The organism is Metapseudomonas cellulosilytica (assembly GCF_049334135.1).
Classification (GTDB): domain Bacteria; phylum Pseudomonadota; class Gammaproteobacteria; order Pseudomonadales; family Pseudomonadaceae; genus Metapseudomonas.
On the sequence record NZ_JBHZGN010000008.1, the window covers coordinates 174,295 to 190,668 of the forward strand.

Below are 16,374 nucleotides of genomic sequence, written 5' to 3' on the forward strand. Positions count from 1 at the left end.
TGTTCCTCAAAACGTTTTGCCGATCATACCGAAACGTCTTTTCCACGAAAAACAGTGGACAAACGATCGTTTTATTTTCGTTTTGCAAAAATGTAGACATTTTTGTGTTGTGGCGATATTTTTTGCTCGCCCACCTGATCCGGGCGCTGCCTACCACCCCTTTGCCAGGAAACCGCCATGAACGCCTTTACGAAGATCGAGGACCTTGTGATGCCGATGCCGCTGGAGACCCGCGGGTTCACCGTCGCACCCTCCGAGCAGTCGCCGCGCCTGCTCGAGCTGACCTTCGCCCGCGAAACGGTCGAGGCCTTCGTCAAGGCGGTGGGCGAGTGGCCGGTACAGGCGCTGGAGTACAAGTCGTTCCTGCGCTTCCGTGTCGGCCAGATCCTCGACGAGCTGTGCGAGGGCACCCTGCGTCCGGTACTGCTGAACACCATCCTCAGCCGCGCTTCCGGCGGCATGCTGATCACCCCCGTCGGGCTGGATGACGTGAGCCAGGCCGAGGACATGGTGAAGTTCACCACCGCCTGCGCCCACCTGATCGGCCGTTCCAACTACGACGCCATGAGCGGCCAGTTCTACGCCCGCTTCGTGGTGGTCAATACCGACAACTCCGACAGCTACCTGCGTCAGCCGCACCGTGTCATGGAGCTGCACAACGACGGCACCTTCGTGAACCAGATCACCGACTACGTGCTGATGCTGAAGATCGACGAGAAGAACATGGAGGGCGGCAACTCCCTGATCCTGCACCTGGACGACTGGGAGCAGTGCGACGAGTTCTTCCGCCACCCGCTGGCCCGCCGCGAGATGCGCTGGACCGCGCCGCCGAGCAAGAAGGTCAGCGAGGACGTGTTCCACCCGGTGTTCGACACCGACGCCGAAGGCCGCCCGACCATGCGCTACATCGACCAGTTCGTGCAGCCGGAAAACTTCGAGGAAGGCATCTGGCTGAACGCCCTGTCCGAGTCCCTGGAAGGCAGCGCGCAGAAACTCTCCGTGCCGGTGCCGGTGGGCAGCTTCCTGCTGATCAACAACCTGTTCTGGCTCCACGGCCGCGACCGCTTCATCCCCCACGAGGGCCTGCGTCGCGAGCTGATGCGCCAACGCGGTTTCATCAGCTACCAGAAGCCGCGTTACCAGCGCGGTCAATAATCAATGAAGCACGGTGGGAGGCCACCGTGCGCAACCGTTGTAGGAGCGAGCTCTGCTCGCGAAGGTCCCGCGCACGGACTTTCGCGAGCAAGCTCGCTCCTACAGGACAGGTCAGCTACGCCAGTGCGCGAGGTAATGGCTGTGTACGATTTCATCATCATCGGCGGCGGTATCGTGGGCATGTCCACGGCCATGCAGCTGATGCAGGTTTACCCGGATGCCAAGGTTCTCCTCCTGGAGAAGGAATCCGGTCCGGCCCGGCACCAGACCGGCCATAACAGCGGCGTGATCCACGCCGGCGTCTACTACACCCCCGGCAGCCTCAAGGCGCGCTTCTGCCTGGAAGGCAACAAGGCCACCAAGGCCTTCTGCAACAAGCACGGCATCCGTTACGACGAGTGCGGCAAGCTGCTGGTGGCCACCAACGAGCTGGAAATGGAGCGCATGAAGGCGCTCTGGGAACGCACCGCGGCCAACGGCCTGGAGCGTTACTGGCTGTCCGCTGGCGAGCTGCGCGAGCGTGAGCCGAACATCGTCGGCATGGGCGGCATCTTCGTGCCCTCCAGCGGCATCGTCAGCTATGCCGAAGTCACCGCCGCCATGGGCCGCGAATTCCAGGCCGCCGGTGGCGAAATCCGCTACAACGCCGAGGTCACCGGCCTCGATGAGCGCGCCGACGAAGTGGTGGTGCGCACCCGCACCGACGAATTCCACGGCCGCTACCTCATCACCTGCTCGGGCCTGATGGCCGACCGCGTGGTGCGCATGCTCGGCATCGAGCCGAACTTCATCATCTGCCCGTTCCGTGGCGAGTACTACCTGCTGCCCAAGCAGCACAACCAGATCGTCAACCACCTGATCTACCCGATCCCGGACCCGTCCATGCCCTTCCTCGGCGTGCACCTGACGCGGATGATCGACGGCACCGTCACCGTCGGCCCCAACGCCGTGCTGGCCATGAAGCGCGAGGGCTACCGCAAGTCCGATATCTCCGTCTCAGACCTGTTCGAGACTCTGACGTCCCCCGGCATCCTCAAGGTGCTGGCGAAGAACCTGCGCCCGGGCCTGATCGAGATGAAGAACTCCCTGTTCAAGGGCGGCTACCTCAAGGAAGTGCAGAAATACTGCCCGAGCATCACCAAGGCCGACCTCACCGCATACCCGGCCGGCGTGCGTGCCCAGGCGGTGTCCCGCGAAGGCAAGCTCATCGACGACTTCCTCTTCGTCAACACCCCGCGCAGCGTGAACGTGTGCAACGCACCGTCGCCCGCTGCCACCTCCGCCATCCCGATCGGCGCCCACATCGTCGACAAGGTTCGCGAACAGATCGCCGCATCCGGCACCAGTTTTCTGAAGCCAGCCACCCATAACAACCAGCGGGCCGCCGGCTGAGCCGTCGTCACCGTTACCCGACCAGAGGATGACAAGCGTGCAACTGAAAGACTCCACCCTGTTCCGCCAGCAGGCGTACATCGATGGTGCCTGGGTCGATGCCGACAACGGCCAGACCCTCAAGGTGAACAACCCGGCCAACGGCGAGCTGATCGGCACCGTACCGAAGATGGGCGTTGCCGAAACCCGCCGCGCCATCGAGGCCGCCGAGCGCGCCCTGCCGGCCTGGCGTGCGCTGACCGCCAAGGACCGCGCCAACCGCCTGCGCCGCTGGTTCGAACTGATGATGCAGAACCAGGAAGACCTGGCCCGCCTGATGACCCTGGAGCAAGGCAAGCCGCTGGTGGAGTCCCGTGGCGAGATCGCCTATGCGGCCTCCTTCCTCGAGTGGTTCGGCGAGGAAGCCAAGCGCGTCTACGGCGACATGATCCCCGGCCACCAGCCGGACAAGCGCCTGATGGTGATCAAGCAGCCCATCGGCGTCACCGCTGCCATCACCCCGTGGAACTTCCCCTCGGCGATGATCACCCGCAAGGCCGGCCCGGCGCTCGCCGCCGGCTGCACCATGGTGCTCAAGCCCGCGTCCCAGACCCCGTACTCCGCCCTGGCCCTGGCCGAACTGGCCGAGCGCGCCGGCATCCCGAAAGGCGTGCTGAGCGTGGTCACCGGTTCCGCCGGCGAAGTCGGTGGTGAGCTGACCAGCAACCCCATCGTGCGCAAGCTGTCCTTCACCGGCTCCACCGAAATCGGCCGCCAGCTGATGGCCGAGTGCGCCAAGGACATCAAGAAGGTGTCCCTGGAACTGGGTGGCAACGCACCCTTCATCGTCTTCGACGACGCGGACCTCGACGCCGCCGTAGAAGGCGCGCTGATCTCCAAGTACCGCAACAACGGCCAGACCTGCGTCTGCGCCAACCGCCTGTACGTGCAGGATGGTGTGTACGAAGCCTTCGCCGAGAAGCTGAAGGCCGCCGTGGCCAAGCTGAACATTGGCAACGGCCTGGAAGCCGGCGTCACCACCGGTCCGCTGATCGACGAGAAGGCCGTGGCCAAGGTCCAGGAGCACATCGCCGACGCCGTTTCCAAGGGCGCCAAGGTGGTTGCCGGCGGCAAGCCGCACGCCCTGGGTGGCACCTTCTTCGAGCCGACCATCCTGGTCGACGTGCCGAAGAGCGCCGCCGTGGCCAAGGAAGAAACCTTCGGCCCGCTGGCCCCGTTGTTCCGCTTCAAGGACGAAGACGAAGTCATCGCTTTCTCCAACGACACCGAATACGGCCTGGCCGCCTACTTCTATGCCCGCGACCTGGGCCGCGTGTTCCGCGTGGCCGAGGCCCTGGAGTACGGCATCGTCGGCATCAATACCGGGATCATCTCCAACGAAGTGGCGCCCTTCGGCGGCGTCAAGGCATCGGGCCTGGGCCGCGAAGGTTCCAAGTACGGCATCGATGACTACCTGGAAATCAAATACCTCTGCATCGGCGTGTAAGCACGGCGGATCACCCACCTTTCCTGTGCGGGAAGTCGCTGCGGCGGCTTCCCGTGCGGGGCGATTGCGATATTGGAGTCAACGATGAACACCAACCAGAGCCTGCAACAACGCCGCATGGCCGCCATTCCCCGTGGCGTCGGCCAGATCCACCAGGTCTTCGCCGACCGCGCCGAGAACGCCACCGTCTGGGACGTTGAAGGCCGTGAGTACCTGGACTTCGCCGGCGGCATCGCCGTACTGAACACCGGTCACCTGCACCCGAAAGTCATGGCTGCCGTGCAGGAGCAACTGGCCAAGCTGACCCACACCTGCTTCCACGTGTTCGGCTACGAGCCCTACGTGACCCTGGCCGAGAAGATCAACCAGCTGGTGCCGGGCAGCTTCGAGAAGAAGACCCTGCTGGTCACCACCGGTGCCGAGGCGGTGGAAAACGCCATCAAGATCGCCCGCGCCGCCACCGGCCGCAACGGCGTGATCGCCTTCACCGGCGCCTACCACGGCCGCACCCAGTACACCCTGAGCCTCACCGGCAAGGTGGTGCCGTATTCCGCCGGCATGGGCCTGATGCCGGGCGGCGTGTACCGCGCCCAGTACCCGAATGCCCTCCATGGCGTGTCGGTGGATGAGGCCATGGCCAGCCTCGAGCGCATCTTCAAGAACGATGCCGCCCCCAGCGACATCGCCGCGATCATCCTCGAGCCGGTACAGGGCGAGGGCGGTTTCAACGTCGCGCCGAAGGACTTCATGGCCCGCCTGCGCGCGCTGTGCGACCAGCACGGCATCCTGCTGATCGCCGACGAAGTGCAGACCGGCGCTGGCCGTACCGGCACCTTCTTCGCCATGGAGCAGATGGGCGTCGCCGCCGACCTGACCACCTTTGCCAAGTCCATCGCCGGTGGCTTCCCGCTGGCCGGCGTATCCGGCCGTGCCGATGTGATGGACGCCGTGGCCCCCGGTGGCCTGGGTGGTACCTACGCCGGCAGCCCGGTTTCCTGCGCCGCAGCCCTGGCGGTGATCGAAGCCTTTGAAAGCGAGAAGCTGCTGGATCGCGCCAAGTCGGTGGGTGAGATCCTCACCGCCGGCCTGCGCAAGATCGGCGAGCGCCACAACAGCCTGGTGGACGTGCGCAACCTCGGCGCCATGGTCGCCGTGGAACTGTTCGAGGGCGGCGACCTGAACAAGCCTGCCGCCGAGCTCACCGGCAAGGTCGTTGCCAAGGCGCGCGAAAAAGGCCTGATCCTGCTCTCCTGCGGCACCTACTACAACGTCCTGCGCATCCTGGTACCGCTGACCGTCAGCGATGCCGACCTGGAGCGTGGGCTTTCCATCATCGGCGAGTGCTTCGACGAACTCGCCTGAGAACCACAAAGGTCCTGCGAGCTAGCGAATGACTAGGCGAGGGCGGCTGAGAAAGCGGAGTTCAGGTGCCCTGAATGAGCATTTCGAAGCCGCGCTCAACACCGTCATTCCGACGCGCAGCGGACCTTGAGTTTTAGAGCGTCACCCTGGTCCCTGCTCACCCGTCTTGCCCGGCCCACCGTCCCGGGCAGGGCGGGCTTTTTTCGTCCCGCGTCTGGTGATCGCGGATACCGACGATGCCCCCAGGGGCACGACAAGAACAAAGGTAATGCCATGCAGACAGATAAGAACAACCTGAGTCACGGGTTGAAGTCCCGACACGTGACCATGCTTTCCATCGCCGGTGTGATCGGCGCCGGCCTGTTCGTGGGTTCCGGCCGCGCCATCGCCGAAGCCGGCCCGGCCACCATCCTGGCCTACATCTTCGCCGGCGCGCTGGTGGTGCTGGTGATGCGCATGCTGGCCGAAATGGCCGTCGCCTCGCCGGACACCGGCTCCTTCTCCACCTACGCCGACCAGGCCATCGGCAAATGGGCGGGCTACACCATCGGCTGGCTGTACTGGTGGTTCTGGGTGCTGATCATCCCCATCGAAGCCAACATCGCCGCCACCATCATCAACACCTGGGTACCGCAACTGGATATCTGGGTGTTATCGCTGGCGATCACCCTTCTGCTCACCGCCACCAACCTGTTCAGCGTGAAGAACTACGGCGAGTTCGAGTTCTGGCTGGCCCTGGTGAAGGTCGCCGCCATCGTCGCTTTCATCATCCTCGGCGCCTGCGCCATCTTCGGCCTGCTGCCCGAATCGGGCGTCAGCGGCGTCTCGCGCCTGTGGGACACCGGCGGCTTCATGCCCAACGGCTTCGGCGCGGTGCTCAGCGCGATGCTGATCACCATGTTCTCCTTCCTCGGCGCCGAGGTGGTGACCATCGCCGCCGCTGAATCCGATGCTGCCGGCAAGCAGATCTCCAAGGCCACCAACTCGGTGATCTGGCGGATCACGCTGTTCTACATCCTGTCGATCTTCATCGTGATCGCGCTGGTGCCGTGGAACGATCCGCGCCTGGCCAGCGATGGCTCCTACGTCACCGTGCTGGAAACCCTGGGCGTGCCCCACGCCAAGGCCATCATCGACTTCGTCGTGCTGACCTCGGTGACCAGCTGCCTGAACTCCTCCCTCTACACCGCCTCGCGCATGCTCTATTCCCTGAGCCGCCGTGGCGACGCGCCGGCCTGCGCCCAGGTGACCACCAGCAGCGGCACCCCGATCTACGCCGTGCTGCTCTCCACCGGTGCCGCCTTCCTCACCGTGATCGCCAACTACATGGTGCCTTCCAAGGTGTTCGGCTTCCTCATGGCCAGTTCCGGCGCCATCGCCCTGTTGGTGTACCTGGTCATCGCCATCTCCCAACTGCGCATGCGCAAGCGCCTGCTGGCCGAAGGCAAGACCTTGAGCTACCGCATGTGGCTGTACCCCTGGCTGACCTGGGGCGTGATCCTCTTCATCAGCAGCGTGCTGGTGCTGATGCTGCTGCGCCCGGATCACCGCGTCGAAGTCGTCGCCACCATGCTTCTCGGCATCCTTGTGGTCTGCTCCGGCCTGCTCATCACCCGCCGCCGCGCGCGGGCAGAGCAGGGTGGGGCGGCGTTGCGCAGCGCGCAGGGCTGACGCCCCGGGAAACTTCGAGTTGAACGAAAAGACACGCCTTCGGGCGTGTCTTTTTGCTTGGGGCGGCTCTCACGCATGAACCGTAAGGGTTGCAGGAAATGTATCTACACTAACAACCTGGGCTGGATTCGGGACTGAGGGGGCTTCGAATCATCACGAGTCTCCGCCCAGATCAAAACAGACGGACCAAAGGCTAGCGGATAGGCGAGGTCCTGCAGATTTGACTTCAGCTGGCTTCACTTCGGATGCACACTGCATTCGGGTGGGCTGATTGCGCTGGTGCGGCGACCTGGAGCCGACCTCGGCGGTAACAAGCAGTTCAGGGCAGCGCCTGGTGCTACCGGGTGGCAAGCCTTGGGGCGAACAGCAATAACTACGAAAAGGATGTCGCAATGCCCGAGCCAGATGCCGAACCGAACCTGATCCTCATCATTGACGACAGCGCCGATACGATTCGTTTGCTGAGCGGCATGCTCAAGGACCAGGGGCAGATCCTGTTCGCCACCAGCGGAGAGATGGGCATTCAGCTGGCGCAGTCACGGCAGCCGGCGCTGATTCTGCTGGATGTGGAAATGACCGGCATGAACGGCTACGAGGTCTGTACCGCACTCAAGGCCGACGCAGCCACCAAGGAATGCGCCGTCATCATCATCACGGCGCACACCGGGATGGACAGCGAAATCCGGGCGCTGGAGGCCGGCGCCGTGGACTTCATCACCAAGCCGTTCAATCCACCTGTGGTGCGGGCACGGGTTCAGACCCACCTGCGTCTGCAGCAACACACGGCCATGATGCGCCAGCTCGCCAATCGCGACGGCTTGACCGGGTTGTACAACCGTCGCTGTTTCGATGAATCCTTGGCCCAGGAATTCGAACGGCACCGTCGGCAGCACTCGCCATTGGCGCTGGCACTGATCGATATCGACCATTTCAAGGCTTACAACGACCATTATGGCCACCCCCAGGGCGATGTCTGCCTGCAGCGGGTCGCCACCGCCATCGATACGGTCGCCCGTCGACCCGGGGAGCTGGTGGCGCGCTACGGTGGCGAAGAGTTCGTCATCATCCTGCCGCACAGCGATACCCATGGCGCCAGAAAGTACGGCGAGCGCCTCTGTGAGGTCGTACGGAATCTGCAACTCGCCCATCAGGCGTCCGAGACCGCTGACCAGGTCACCATCAGCGTTGGTGTGGCCTCCCTGGTGCCGAGTGTGGAGAGCACCACGCTGCAGTTGATCGCCCTGGCCGACCAGGCGCTCTACCAGGCCAAGGCCGCAGGCCGCAACCGCGCCATCGTAAGTACCCGGCCGTGACTTCAGGGCCGATCGGAAAGGACATTCCCCATGCAGCGTAGTGCTCTGCACCCGACAACCCTCGCACGCTGGCTGGGCGTCGTCCTCGCGCTTGCCGCCCTTTACTATGGGGCCGCCCGCCTGGGGCTGCTCCTGGCCTTCGCCAACACCAATGCTTCGCCGGTCTGGCCGCCCTCGGGCATTGCCTTCGCCGCACTGCTGCTGTTCGGTTATCGCGTGTGGCCAGCCATTGCCATTGGTGCCTTTGCCGCCAACTTTGCCGTGTTCGCCGCCAATCAGGTCGCGCCCGGCGGCACGGTGATTGTTGCGTCATTGACCATTGCCATCGGCAATACCCTTGAAGCCGTGCTCGGCCGTTATCTGTTGCGCACCTGGGTGAAGTCCGGACGCTTCCTGGCATCACCGCAAGCGGTCGCCCAGTTCGTGCTGGTCACCCTGCTGATGTGCACGGTCAGTGCTGGTATCGGCACCAGCAGCCTGATCCTCAGCGGCATCGCGCCAGCGCCCGCGGAGACCATCATCGCCACGACCTGGTGGCTGGGCGATGTCGCCGGCATCCTGATTCTGACGCCCTTGCTGCTCAGTTGGGGCGCCCGGTCGGGGGCATCCGGAGCGAGGCGATCGGCCCTCGAAATGGCGCTGTCGGCGATAGCGCTGACGTTGGTGCTGCTGGCCCTGTTCGGCAGGCGCTTTCCCAGCGATGCCAGCTACCACGCGCTGGTCTATCTGTTGTTGCCCGCCATCGCCTGGACCGCCTACCGCTACGGGGTACGCGGCGTCACGGCGGTCGTACTGCCGGTGACCGGCAGCGCCGTCTGGAGCACGACCCAGGGTTACGGGCCCTTTACCAGCGGCACACTGCATGAATCCCTGCTGACCCTGGAGATATTCATTGCGCTCACCAGCGTCACCGGCCTGGTGCTGGCGGCCGATCTCGCTGAACGGTCCAGGAGCGCCCATGCAACGGGACGCGCCGTGCCGTTTCGCCAGGTTCGCCCGTACTGGATGGCGCTGTCCGTCAGCCTCGGCCTGACCGTGCTGGCCTGGCATTTCATGGCGTCACAGGCCGACGCCAATGCCGCGGCGCGGTTCGCGCTGCTGGAAAACGATGTCAAACAGCGTATCGGTGAGCGCCTGAAAGCCTACGAACAAGTGTTGCGCAGCGGCCAGGGCCTGTTCAGCGCGTCCCAGTCGGTCGAGCGTGACGAATGGCGGCAATTCATCCTGACCCAGGATGTCGCGCAAACCTATCCGGGTATTCAGGGCATCGGTTACGCAGCGCAATTCGCGCCTGCCCACAAGGCGGCGCTGGAGCGTCGCGTGCGGGCCGAAGGCTTCCCCGATTTTCGGGTCTGGCCGCCCGGCGAGCGTGAGGAATACAGCACGATCCTGTTCCTCGAGCCGTTCAGCGGCCGGAACCTGCGGGCATTTGGTTACGACATGCTGACCGAATCGGTGCGGCGCGCCGCCATGACCCAGGCAAGGGATTCAGGCCGGGCCACCCTGTCCGGCAAGGTCAAGTTGGTGCAGGAGACGGATAACGATGTACAGGTAGGTGCGCTGCTGTATTTGCCGATCTATCGCAATGGCATGCCGATCGCGACGGTGGCTGAGCGCCGCCTGGCCCTGGAAGGCTATGTGTACAGCGCGCTGCGGATCAATGACTTCATGGCGGGCACGCTCGGTAGCCAGCCCGCTGAATATGCCTTGCAGATCTTCGATGGCAATGCGGAGGCCGAGACGGCCCAAATGTACTCCCGGGGCTCGCTGTCGGCGCAGCAGCAAGCCCAGTATCCCAATCCGCTCACCCGCCAATCGACCATCACCCTGGCGGATCACCAATGGACCCTCAAGCTCACGACGCTCCCGGCATTCGAGGCCTCGATCGACCGGCAGAAAGCGAATGTCGTCCTGGTCTGCGGTTCGCTCATCAGCCTGCTGCTGTTTTTCGTCGTGCGTAACCTGACCACCTTGCGTGAGGACGCGCGGGCCCTCGCCGAGAAACTGACCGTTGCGTTCACCGAGTCGGAGATCCGCTTCGGCACCCTGGTGGATGCCGCCAGTGAGTTCGCGATCATCGCCACTGATGTCACCGGCACCATCAAGACCTTCAATACCGGGGCGGAGCGGATGTTGGGCTACCACGCCGACGAGCTGGTCGACCAGCACGGGACGTCCCTGTTGCATCTCGGCGAGGAGGTGGAAGCACGTGGTAACGAGTTGAGCCAGGAACTGGGGCATCCGGTGACCGGTTTCGAGGTGTTCGTAGCCATGGCGCGCCAGGGGCGGGCCGAAACGCACGAGTGGACCTACGTGCGCAAGGATGGCTCGCAACTCCCCGTTCAGCTGACGGTCACTGCGGTGCGAGATTCGGCCGACACCATTGTCGGGTTCCTCGGCATTGGCAAGGACATCAGCCAGGAGCGGGAAGCGGCGCAGCAGCTGCGCAATGCCAAGGAGCGTGCGGAACTCGCCAGTCGCTCCAAGAGCGAATTCGTCGCCAGCATGAGCCACGAGATCCGCACACCGATGAGTGCTGTGCTGGGCATCGCCCAACTGCTGACCAACACGTCCCTGACCGCCGATCAACGCAAGTACGTGCAAATGCTACGGGGCGCCGGTGAGTCCTTGCTCGTCATACTCAATGACGTACTGGACTTCTCCAAGCTGGAGGCCGGGCAACTGACGATCAACCCCGCCCCGTTCCGCCTGGACGACGTGCTCAATTCACTGGCCACCGTCATGTCGGTCAATGCCGCGCACAAGGACCTGGAATTGGTGATCGGGGTCGAGCCCGACGTACCGCAAGCCTGGATCGGTGATGCCCAGCGCTTGCAGCAGGTGCTGGTCAATCTGGTGGGGAACGCCATCAAGTTCACCGAGCGTGGCGAGGTTGCCGTGCTGGTGCAGCGGGTGGCGGGCGATGCGGGAACCGTCACGCTGTGCTTCCGGGTGCGTGATACCGGCATCGGTATGAGCGCCGAACAAATGGAGCGCCTGTTCGCGCCATTCGCGCAGGCCGACAGCACCATCGCCCGTCGTTTTGGCGGGACGGGGCTGGGTCTGGCGATCTCGAAGCGCCTGGTGACCCTCATGGACGGCACCATCGGCGTAGACAGCACGGTTGGCAGAGGCAGTGAATTCCGCGTTGTGCTTCCGCTTCTGCTGCAATCGAGCCTGGCCCACGAAGACAGTGCGCAACGATCGCGAATCAGCTTGGGCGATCTGCGCATTCTGGTCGTCGATGACAACCCGACCAACCGCGAGTACCTGTGCAAGATGATCGCCGGCTGGCACTGGCAGGTCGAAGGGGTGGCGTCGGGTGAGCAGGCCGTGGAACGGGTGCGCAGGCTGCAACTGCGCAACGAGTTCTACGATGTGGTCATAGCCGATTGGCAGATGCCCGGGATGGATGGCCTCAGTACCCTGCAGGCGATCCGGGCGCTGCTCCCGATGCGCGCGTTACCCACTGTCGTCATGGTCAGCGCTTTCGCGCAGGGCCAACTGATCCAGTCACCCGCGGCGAGCATAGCCGATGCGGTCTTGATCAAACCGGTCACCAGCTCCAACCTGTTCGACACCCTGCTTGAAGCACTGGCCACACGGACAGAGCTGCAGATCGGCGACCTCCCCGAGAGCGGCAGCACGGGCTCCGCCAAACCCTTGCAGGGTGTGCACCTGCTCCTGGTCGAAGACAATGCGCTGAATCAGGCGGTAGCCAGAGGCATGCTGGAGCACGCCGGTGCGACAGTGGAAGTCGCCGACAATGGCCAGCAGGCGGTCGACAGGTTGCGCGCCGATTCGCAACGCTACCAGATGGTGCTCATGGACGTGCATATGCCGGTGCTGGATGGTTTCGCCGCGACCCGTGTGATCCGCGATGAATTGCACCTGCGGCTGCCCATCCTGGCCATCTCCGCGGGCGTGCTGGATTACGAACGTGATCAGTGCGTAACAGCGGGCATGGATGGCTTTATCGCCAAACCCATCAACGTCGAGCAGATGCTGGCTGCCATCGTTCGACATCTGCCCACTGATATCCCCATGGCCAGATCGCTCCCCGCAGTCCCCGCGCCAGTGTCCTCGGGGCTTGCGGTCGACGAACTGGCGGCCTTTGACGTCGCTCCGTTAATGGCCCTCAGCAAGAACGACCAGGCCTATCTCGGTACCCTCATGGCATTGGTCAGGGAGTTCGTAGCCGATGGGCACGCTCCCATCACCGAGGCTCAACGTGCCTGGGAGGAGGGGCGACAGCGTGACTCGGCGACCCGGCTTCACACGCTACGGGGCTCGCTCGGCTCACTGGGTGCACGGCGCTTCGCCGCAACCGCGCTGCAACTGGAAACGGCGATTCATGCCGGCAATCGCACAGAGGCCGAGAAGCTGTTCGCTGTGATCGCCGAGGACCTGGACGCAACGCTGACGGCTGCGAAAGCGTGGCTCGCCAGCCAAGAACTGTCCGAGGCGCATGAAGACGCCCCTGCAGACTGCAATCCCGCCCAGATCTCGCAGCTCTACGAGCTGCTGCACCAACAGGATTTCGAGGCCTGCTTACTCTACGGCCGCATGCGATCGTCATTGCTTGCCCAGTTGGGTGGCGAGAAGCTGGCTGAACTGGACCTTGCCATGGATCGCCTGGACTTCCACGCGGCCATCGGCGTTCTTCAGCCGCTGTTGGCAGCACAGCCGGACTCCTGTCGCGCTTGAAATAGGCGGTAGCGGCCACTGTCGAGAGGCCGCTACCGGCCCGGGCTGTTTGAAGGCGTCGGCCTCGCACTTCGCCGCGCCGACTGGATCACGTTCATGATCGCATTCCGCTCTTTCCCGCGATGCCAACCATGTTCGCTGATCAGGCTACGGTTTGACTTTCCGTAGCCAGGCGCAAGCCCATCGCCACCAGCACACCACCGCATGTCCGATTCAGCCAAACCTGAACTGCCGGGCGTGATTGGATTTTTCCGGATAACGTCCCCGCAAAATATCCAATCGGCATCTTCACCACGAAGGTCAGCAGCGCGAAGGTAGCCCCCAATGCTAATAAGGCCTCGGTCGGATGTGCGTTATCCACCTTCACGAACTGTGGCAGGTAAGCGAAGTAGAAGATCGCAATCTTGGGGTTGCTGAGATTGGATAAAGCGCCCTTCAAGAAGAGCGAGGGCAGATTTCCCTTCGCCTTGGTCGAGCTGCCAAGGTCAATTGGCGGTGCCCGAAATGCCTTGATGCCCAAATACAGCATGTAGGCTGCACCGGCATATTTCATGATGCTGAATGCCAGCTCAGACGCCTGCAACAAGGCGCCGAGGCCCAGGCCCGCCAGAACCGTATGCCCCAGCAAACCAGTAGCGACGCCAGCAGCGGTAATCACGCCCGCACTGGAGCCACGGGCAATTGAGTGGGAAAGCACCAGGACCATGTCCTGGCCGGGTGAAAGGATGATCAGCATTGAGGTCGCGACGAATACGACTATCGATGAATCCAGCATTTTCAGGGGCTCCGGCTGTATCTGGCACCCCGTCAACGTACCGCGCGACGAGCATTTCGAGTTTGCCGAAAAGCCGGTTCTGTGTGGCTGAAAGCCGCTATTGCTACTGCTTGAAGCGCAGCTTCCTGGGCGGATAACCAAAGTGGCTGGCGAAGCGACGGCTGAAGGCGGATAGGTCCTGGTAGCCCAGCTGGCTGGCAATCAGGCTGACCGGATAGTCGGTGTGAACCAGCAAAGCCCTTGCCTTGTTCATGCGCAGTGTCAGCAAGTATTCGCCAGTGGTCTTGCCGGTCTCCTTCTTGAACAGCGCTTTCAGTTGACTGACGCTGAGGAAGGCTACAGAAGCCAGTTCGGCTAGCGACGGAGATACGCTGAGATCCTTTTCCAGCGTTTCCACGACCCTTGCAATTCGGGGATCCATCGTCGGCAGGAAGGTCTGCTCGCTCATGAGCTGCACAAACCATTCGCCCATGCTCTGCTCCAGAGCGGGGCTTACACACTGTTCAAGTTGTTTCTGGGCAAAGAAACAAAATGCCTGCATCGATTCAGACACCCTGACAAAGGAATCCTGCAAGGACTGCATGCTGGATGGCAGCTCATCCAGGTCGGCAACAAGGAAACAGGAGCCTTTGCCAGGAGCGAAACGGTGCTCGTCTCCTGCGAGCGTGATAATGCACTGCCCGGGTGCGGCTCGTCCCGCGTGTCGGCCGGTATGAATATCGACGGTTCCCACCAGAGGTAGAACCAGTTGGTGGTGGTCATGCGAGTGGGTATGAGAAGCAAACGTATAAGACCGAATCGAAAGTCTGGCCGCCATGATGGTCGCTACCGTCCATTGAGCCCTGCCTTATACATAGCCCAGGAAAACCAAAGCAATTTGCTGGCGAAGAACCTGGCCTCTCGCTGGTTCTGTCGGCCTGATCCTGCCCACAAGTGTTGAGTGAGGCGTTCCAGAGGCGAACCAGGCCGGCAGCCAATGAATGCTGCTCACCATTGCGGGATAGGCTCACCGAGCCTTGCGATAGTGATCCCTGATGAATACCGGAAGATCGTTTGACGGTGGCGTAAAGGGAACCTGATACATCATGTCGCCGACGAATCCGCGGTGATAGGTGGCGTGATTGACCAGATGCAACACGATTTCTTCCTGTGTCATGACGCCCTTACCCCCTCCGACAAACTCGAAATGGACGACTTTGGACAGGTCCTCGACCGACCAGGAGTCGACGAGTTCGATGTACCAGTGATCCATTGCCCGAACCGCGTTCCAGAGATCGCCCAACGGAGACGGATGTTCGGTGTTGCGGGACGTGTAGTGATGCTTCTTGCCTTGCAGATGGTGTCTAAAGATGTCGTCCACCACGTAAACATGGTTCAGTGTATGAACCATGTTTCCAAAGCGTGTCGGCCTGGGGCGAAGCGCCTCGCCATCCGGCAGGTCCATTACGCTTTTGAACGTCAGCTCATTCGCCCAGGCTTTGTAGCGCACCAACATTTTCAAAGTGTCCGTGGCGGATGCAGACAGAACAGCGTGGGATGCAGGTTGGTTTTCCGGAGCCGAAGACATGCTTGCAAGTCCTTGTTTGAACACAATTGATGAATGGATGACCTTCTTCAAAACACTCTTCAGTGTTTGCGCGGACCGCCCCTGTCATCCATGCGGCATGCACCCTGCCTGACACTCGGGGAGCGCCTGAAGTCGGCCGTTAACCTGTGTGTGCGTTTTGCCGCCGATCCAGAACTGGCCGGCGTTATCGCGAGCCACATGGATGCGCCCTTTGCGACCGAGGCGAGTGCCTTGGGCGGCGATATAGGCCTCCTCAGCCACGCCCGCGGCGAACAACCACTGCGCCAGTGAGGCGTTAAGGCTTCCCGTGACAGGGTCTTCCACAGTAGCGCCCAGGTGATCGCTGAAAAAGGCACGAACTTCGAATGCAGCATCACCACGGGAATGAGGCCCCACCACGCCGATGTCGATTCTGCGAGGCCAGCTTCGTTGCGGATTCAGGGAAAGCACTATCTCTGCCGAAGCCAACCTGATTCCCAACCATCCGGGACCGTTGTCGATCCAGGCGGCATCGACGACCTCGTGCGTCCCGATCCCCAGAAACTGAACCGCCTCGGTCAATTCTTCCTTCGAGGGAGGGCCGGAACGGATCAGCGGCGGAGCGCCAAAGGACAGCAGTCCTTGATCACGACGAATCGTAACGAGTCCAGCGCCGCACTCCTGGATAATTTCCGCCTCTTTCATCGGCGCCCGCCCAGTCGAAAGCCAGGCATGGCAACTACCCAATGTCGGGTGCCCGGCAAAAGGCATTTCTCTTTCCAGTGTGAAAATCCTCACCCTGTAGTCTGCCTCCGGATGCGTGGGCGATAGCAGAAAGGCTGTCTCCGACAGGTTGAACCAGCGCGTCAGGCGCTGCATTTCATCGGTCTCCAGCGCGTCGGCACCCATGACTACCGCCAGCGGGTTGCCGGAAAGAGGTTCGGCGCCGAAAACGTCGATCATCTGA

At 62.7% G+C, this 16,374-nt stretch carries 11 protein-coding genes; 7 read left to right on the forward strand and 4 right to left on the reverse strand.

Features of this window, described 5'->3' with window-relative positions:
- The first annotated feature begins 177 nt into the window (after positions 1-177).
- From glaH to ACFW0H_RS12740, 7 genes are all read left to right on the forward strand, one after another.
- Entirely contained in the window at positions 178-1,155 is a 978-nt protein-coding gene (glaH, locus tag ACFW0H_RS12710) for a glutarate dioxygenase GlaH (RefSeq protein WP_422914259.1), read from the forward strand.
- Between the two features lie 141 nt (positions 1,156-1,296).
- Positions 1,297-2,547 carry an L-2-hydroxyglutarate oxidase gene (gene lhgO / locus ACFW0H_RS12715; RefSeq protein ID WP_422914260.1) on the forward strand — a complete coding sequence of 417 codons (1,251 nt, stop codon included), beginning with the start codon at positions 1,297-1,299 and terminating at the stop codon, positions 2,545-2,547.
- A gap of 37 nt (positions 2,548-2,584) precedes the next feature.
- Positions 2,585-4,033, forward strand: a complete 1,449-nt coding sequence (gene gabD, locus ACFW0H_RS12720; RefSeq protein WP_422914261.1) for an NADP-dependent succinate-semialdehyde dehydrogenase — start codon at positions 2,585-2,587, stop codon at positions 4,031-4,033.
- An 84-nt stretch (positions 4,034-4,117) separates the two neighbouring features.
- Entirely contained in the window at positions 4,118-5,395 is a 1,278-nt protein-coding gene (gene gabT, locus ACFW0H_RS12725; protein ID WP_422914262.1) for a 4-aminobutyrate--2-oxoglutarate transaminase, read from the forward strand.
- Positions 5,396-5,668: 273 nt separating this feature from the next.
- Positions 5,669-7,066, forward strand: a complete 1,398-nt coding sequence (gabP, locus tag ACFW0H_RS12730; RefSeq protein WP_422914263.1) for a GABA permease — start codon at positions 5,669-5,671, stop codon at positions 7,064-7,066.
- Positions 7,067-7,458: 392 nt separating this feature from the next.
- A complete protein-coding gene (locus tag ACFW0H_RS12735; RefSeq protein ID WP_422914264.1) occupies positions 7,459-8,379 on the forward strand; it encodes a diguanylate cyclase domain-containing protein in 921 nt (306 codons plus the stop codon).
- A gap of 30 nt (positions 8,380-8,409) precedes the next feature.
- Positions 8,410-13,086: a CHASE domain-containing protein gene (locus ACFW0H_RS12740; protein WP_422914265.1), complete on the forward strand. Its 4,677-nt coding sequence runs from the start codon at positions 8,410-8,412 to the stop codon at positions 13,084-13,086.
- Between the two features lie 142 nt (positions 13,087-13,228).
- Here ACFW0H_RS12740 and ACFW0H_RS12745 read toward each other — a convergent pair whose 3' ends face one another.
- The 4 genes from ACFW0H_RS12745 to ACFW0H_RS12760 all read right to left on the reverse strand — a co-directional run bounded on the left by ACFW0H_RS12745 (position 13,229) and on the right by ACFW0H_RS12760 (position 16,370).
- Entirely contained in the window at positions 13,229-13,861 is a 633-nt protein-coding gene (locus tag ACFW0H_RS12745; RefSeq protein ID WP_422914266.1) for a LysE family translocator, read from the reverse strand.
- A 103-nt stretch (positions 13,862-13,964) separates the two neighbouring features.
- On the reverse strand, positions 13,965-14,594 hold the full coding sequence (locus tag ACFW0H_RS12750) for a helix-turn-helix domain-containing protein (protein WP_422914267.1): 630 nt from the start codon (positions 14,592-14,594) through the stop codon (positions 13,965-13,967).
- Positions 14,595-14,867: 273 nt separating this feature from the next.
- Positions 14,868-15,479, reverse strand: coding sequence for a DinB family protein (locus tag ACFW0H_RS12755; protein ID WP_422914268.1), 612 nt, complete (start codon positions 15,477-15,479; stop codon positions 14,868-14,870).
- Positions 15,480-15,512: 33 nt separating this feature from the next.
- The gene (locus ACFW0H_RS12760) at positions 15,513-16,370 is read right to left on the reverse strand and encodes a PhzF family phenazine biosynthesis protein (protein WP_422914330.1); all 858 of its coding nucleotides are present in this window, start codon (positions 16,368-16,370) and stop codon (positions 15,513-15,515) included.
- Between the last annotated feature and the right edge of the window lie 4 nt (positions 16,371-16,374).

What these genes read in the sequence shown, in the direction of transcription:
- glaH (WP_422914259.1), top strand. Translation starts at nt 178, where the DNA reads ATGAACGCCTTTACGAAGATCGAGGACCTTGTGATGCCGATGCCGCTG.
- gabT (WP_422914262.1), top strand. Translation starts at nt 4,118, where the DNA reads ATGAACACCAACCAGAGCCTGCAACAACGCCGCATGGCCGCCATTCCC.
- gabP (WP_422914263.1), top strand. Translation starts at nt 5,669, where the DNA reads ATGCAGACAGATAAGAACAACCTGAGTCACGGGTTGAAGTCCCGACAC.
- ACFW0H_RS12735 (WP_422914264.1), top strand. Translation starts at nt 7,459, where the DNA reads ATGCCCGAGCCAGATGCCGAACCGAACCTGATCCTCATCATTGACGAC.
- ACFW0H_RS12740 (WP_422914265.1), top strand. Translation starts at nt 8,410, where the DNA reads ATGCAGCGTAGTGCTCTGCACCCGACAACCCTCGCACGCTGGCTGGGC.
- ACFW0H_RS12745 (WP_422914266.1), bottom strand. Translation starts at nt 13,861, where the DNA reads ATGCTGGATTCATCGATAGTCGTATTCGTCGCGACCTCAATGCTGATC.
- ACFW0H_RS12760 (WP_422914330.1), bottom strand. Translation starts at nt 16,370, where the DNA reads ATGATCGACGTTTTCGGCGCCGAACCTCTTTCCGGCAACCCGCTGGCG.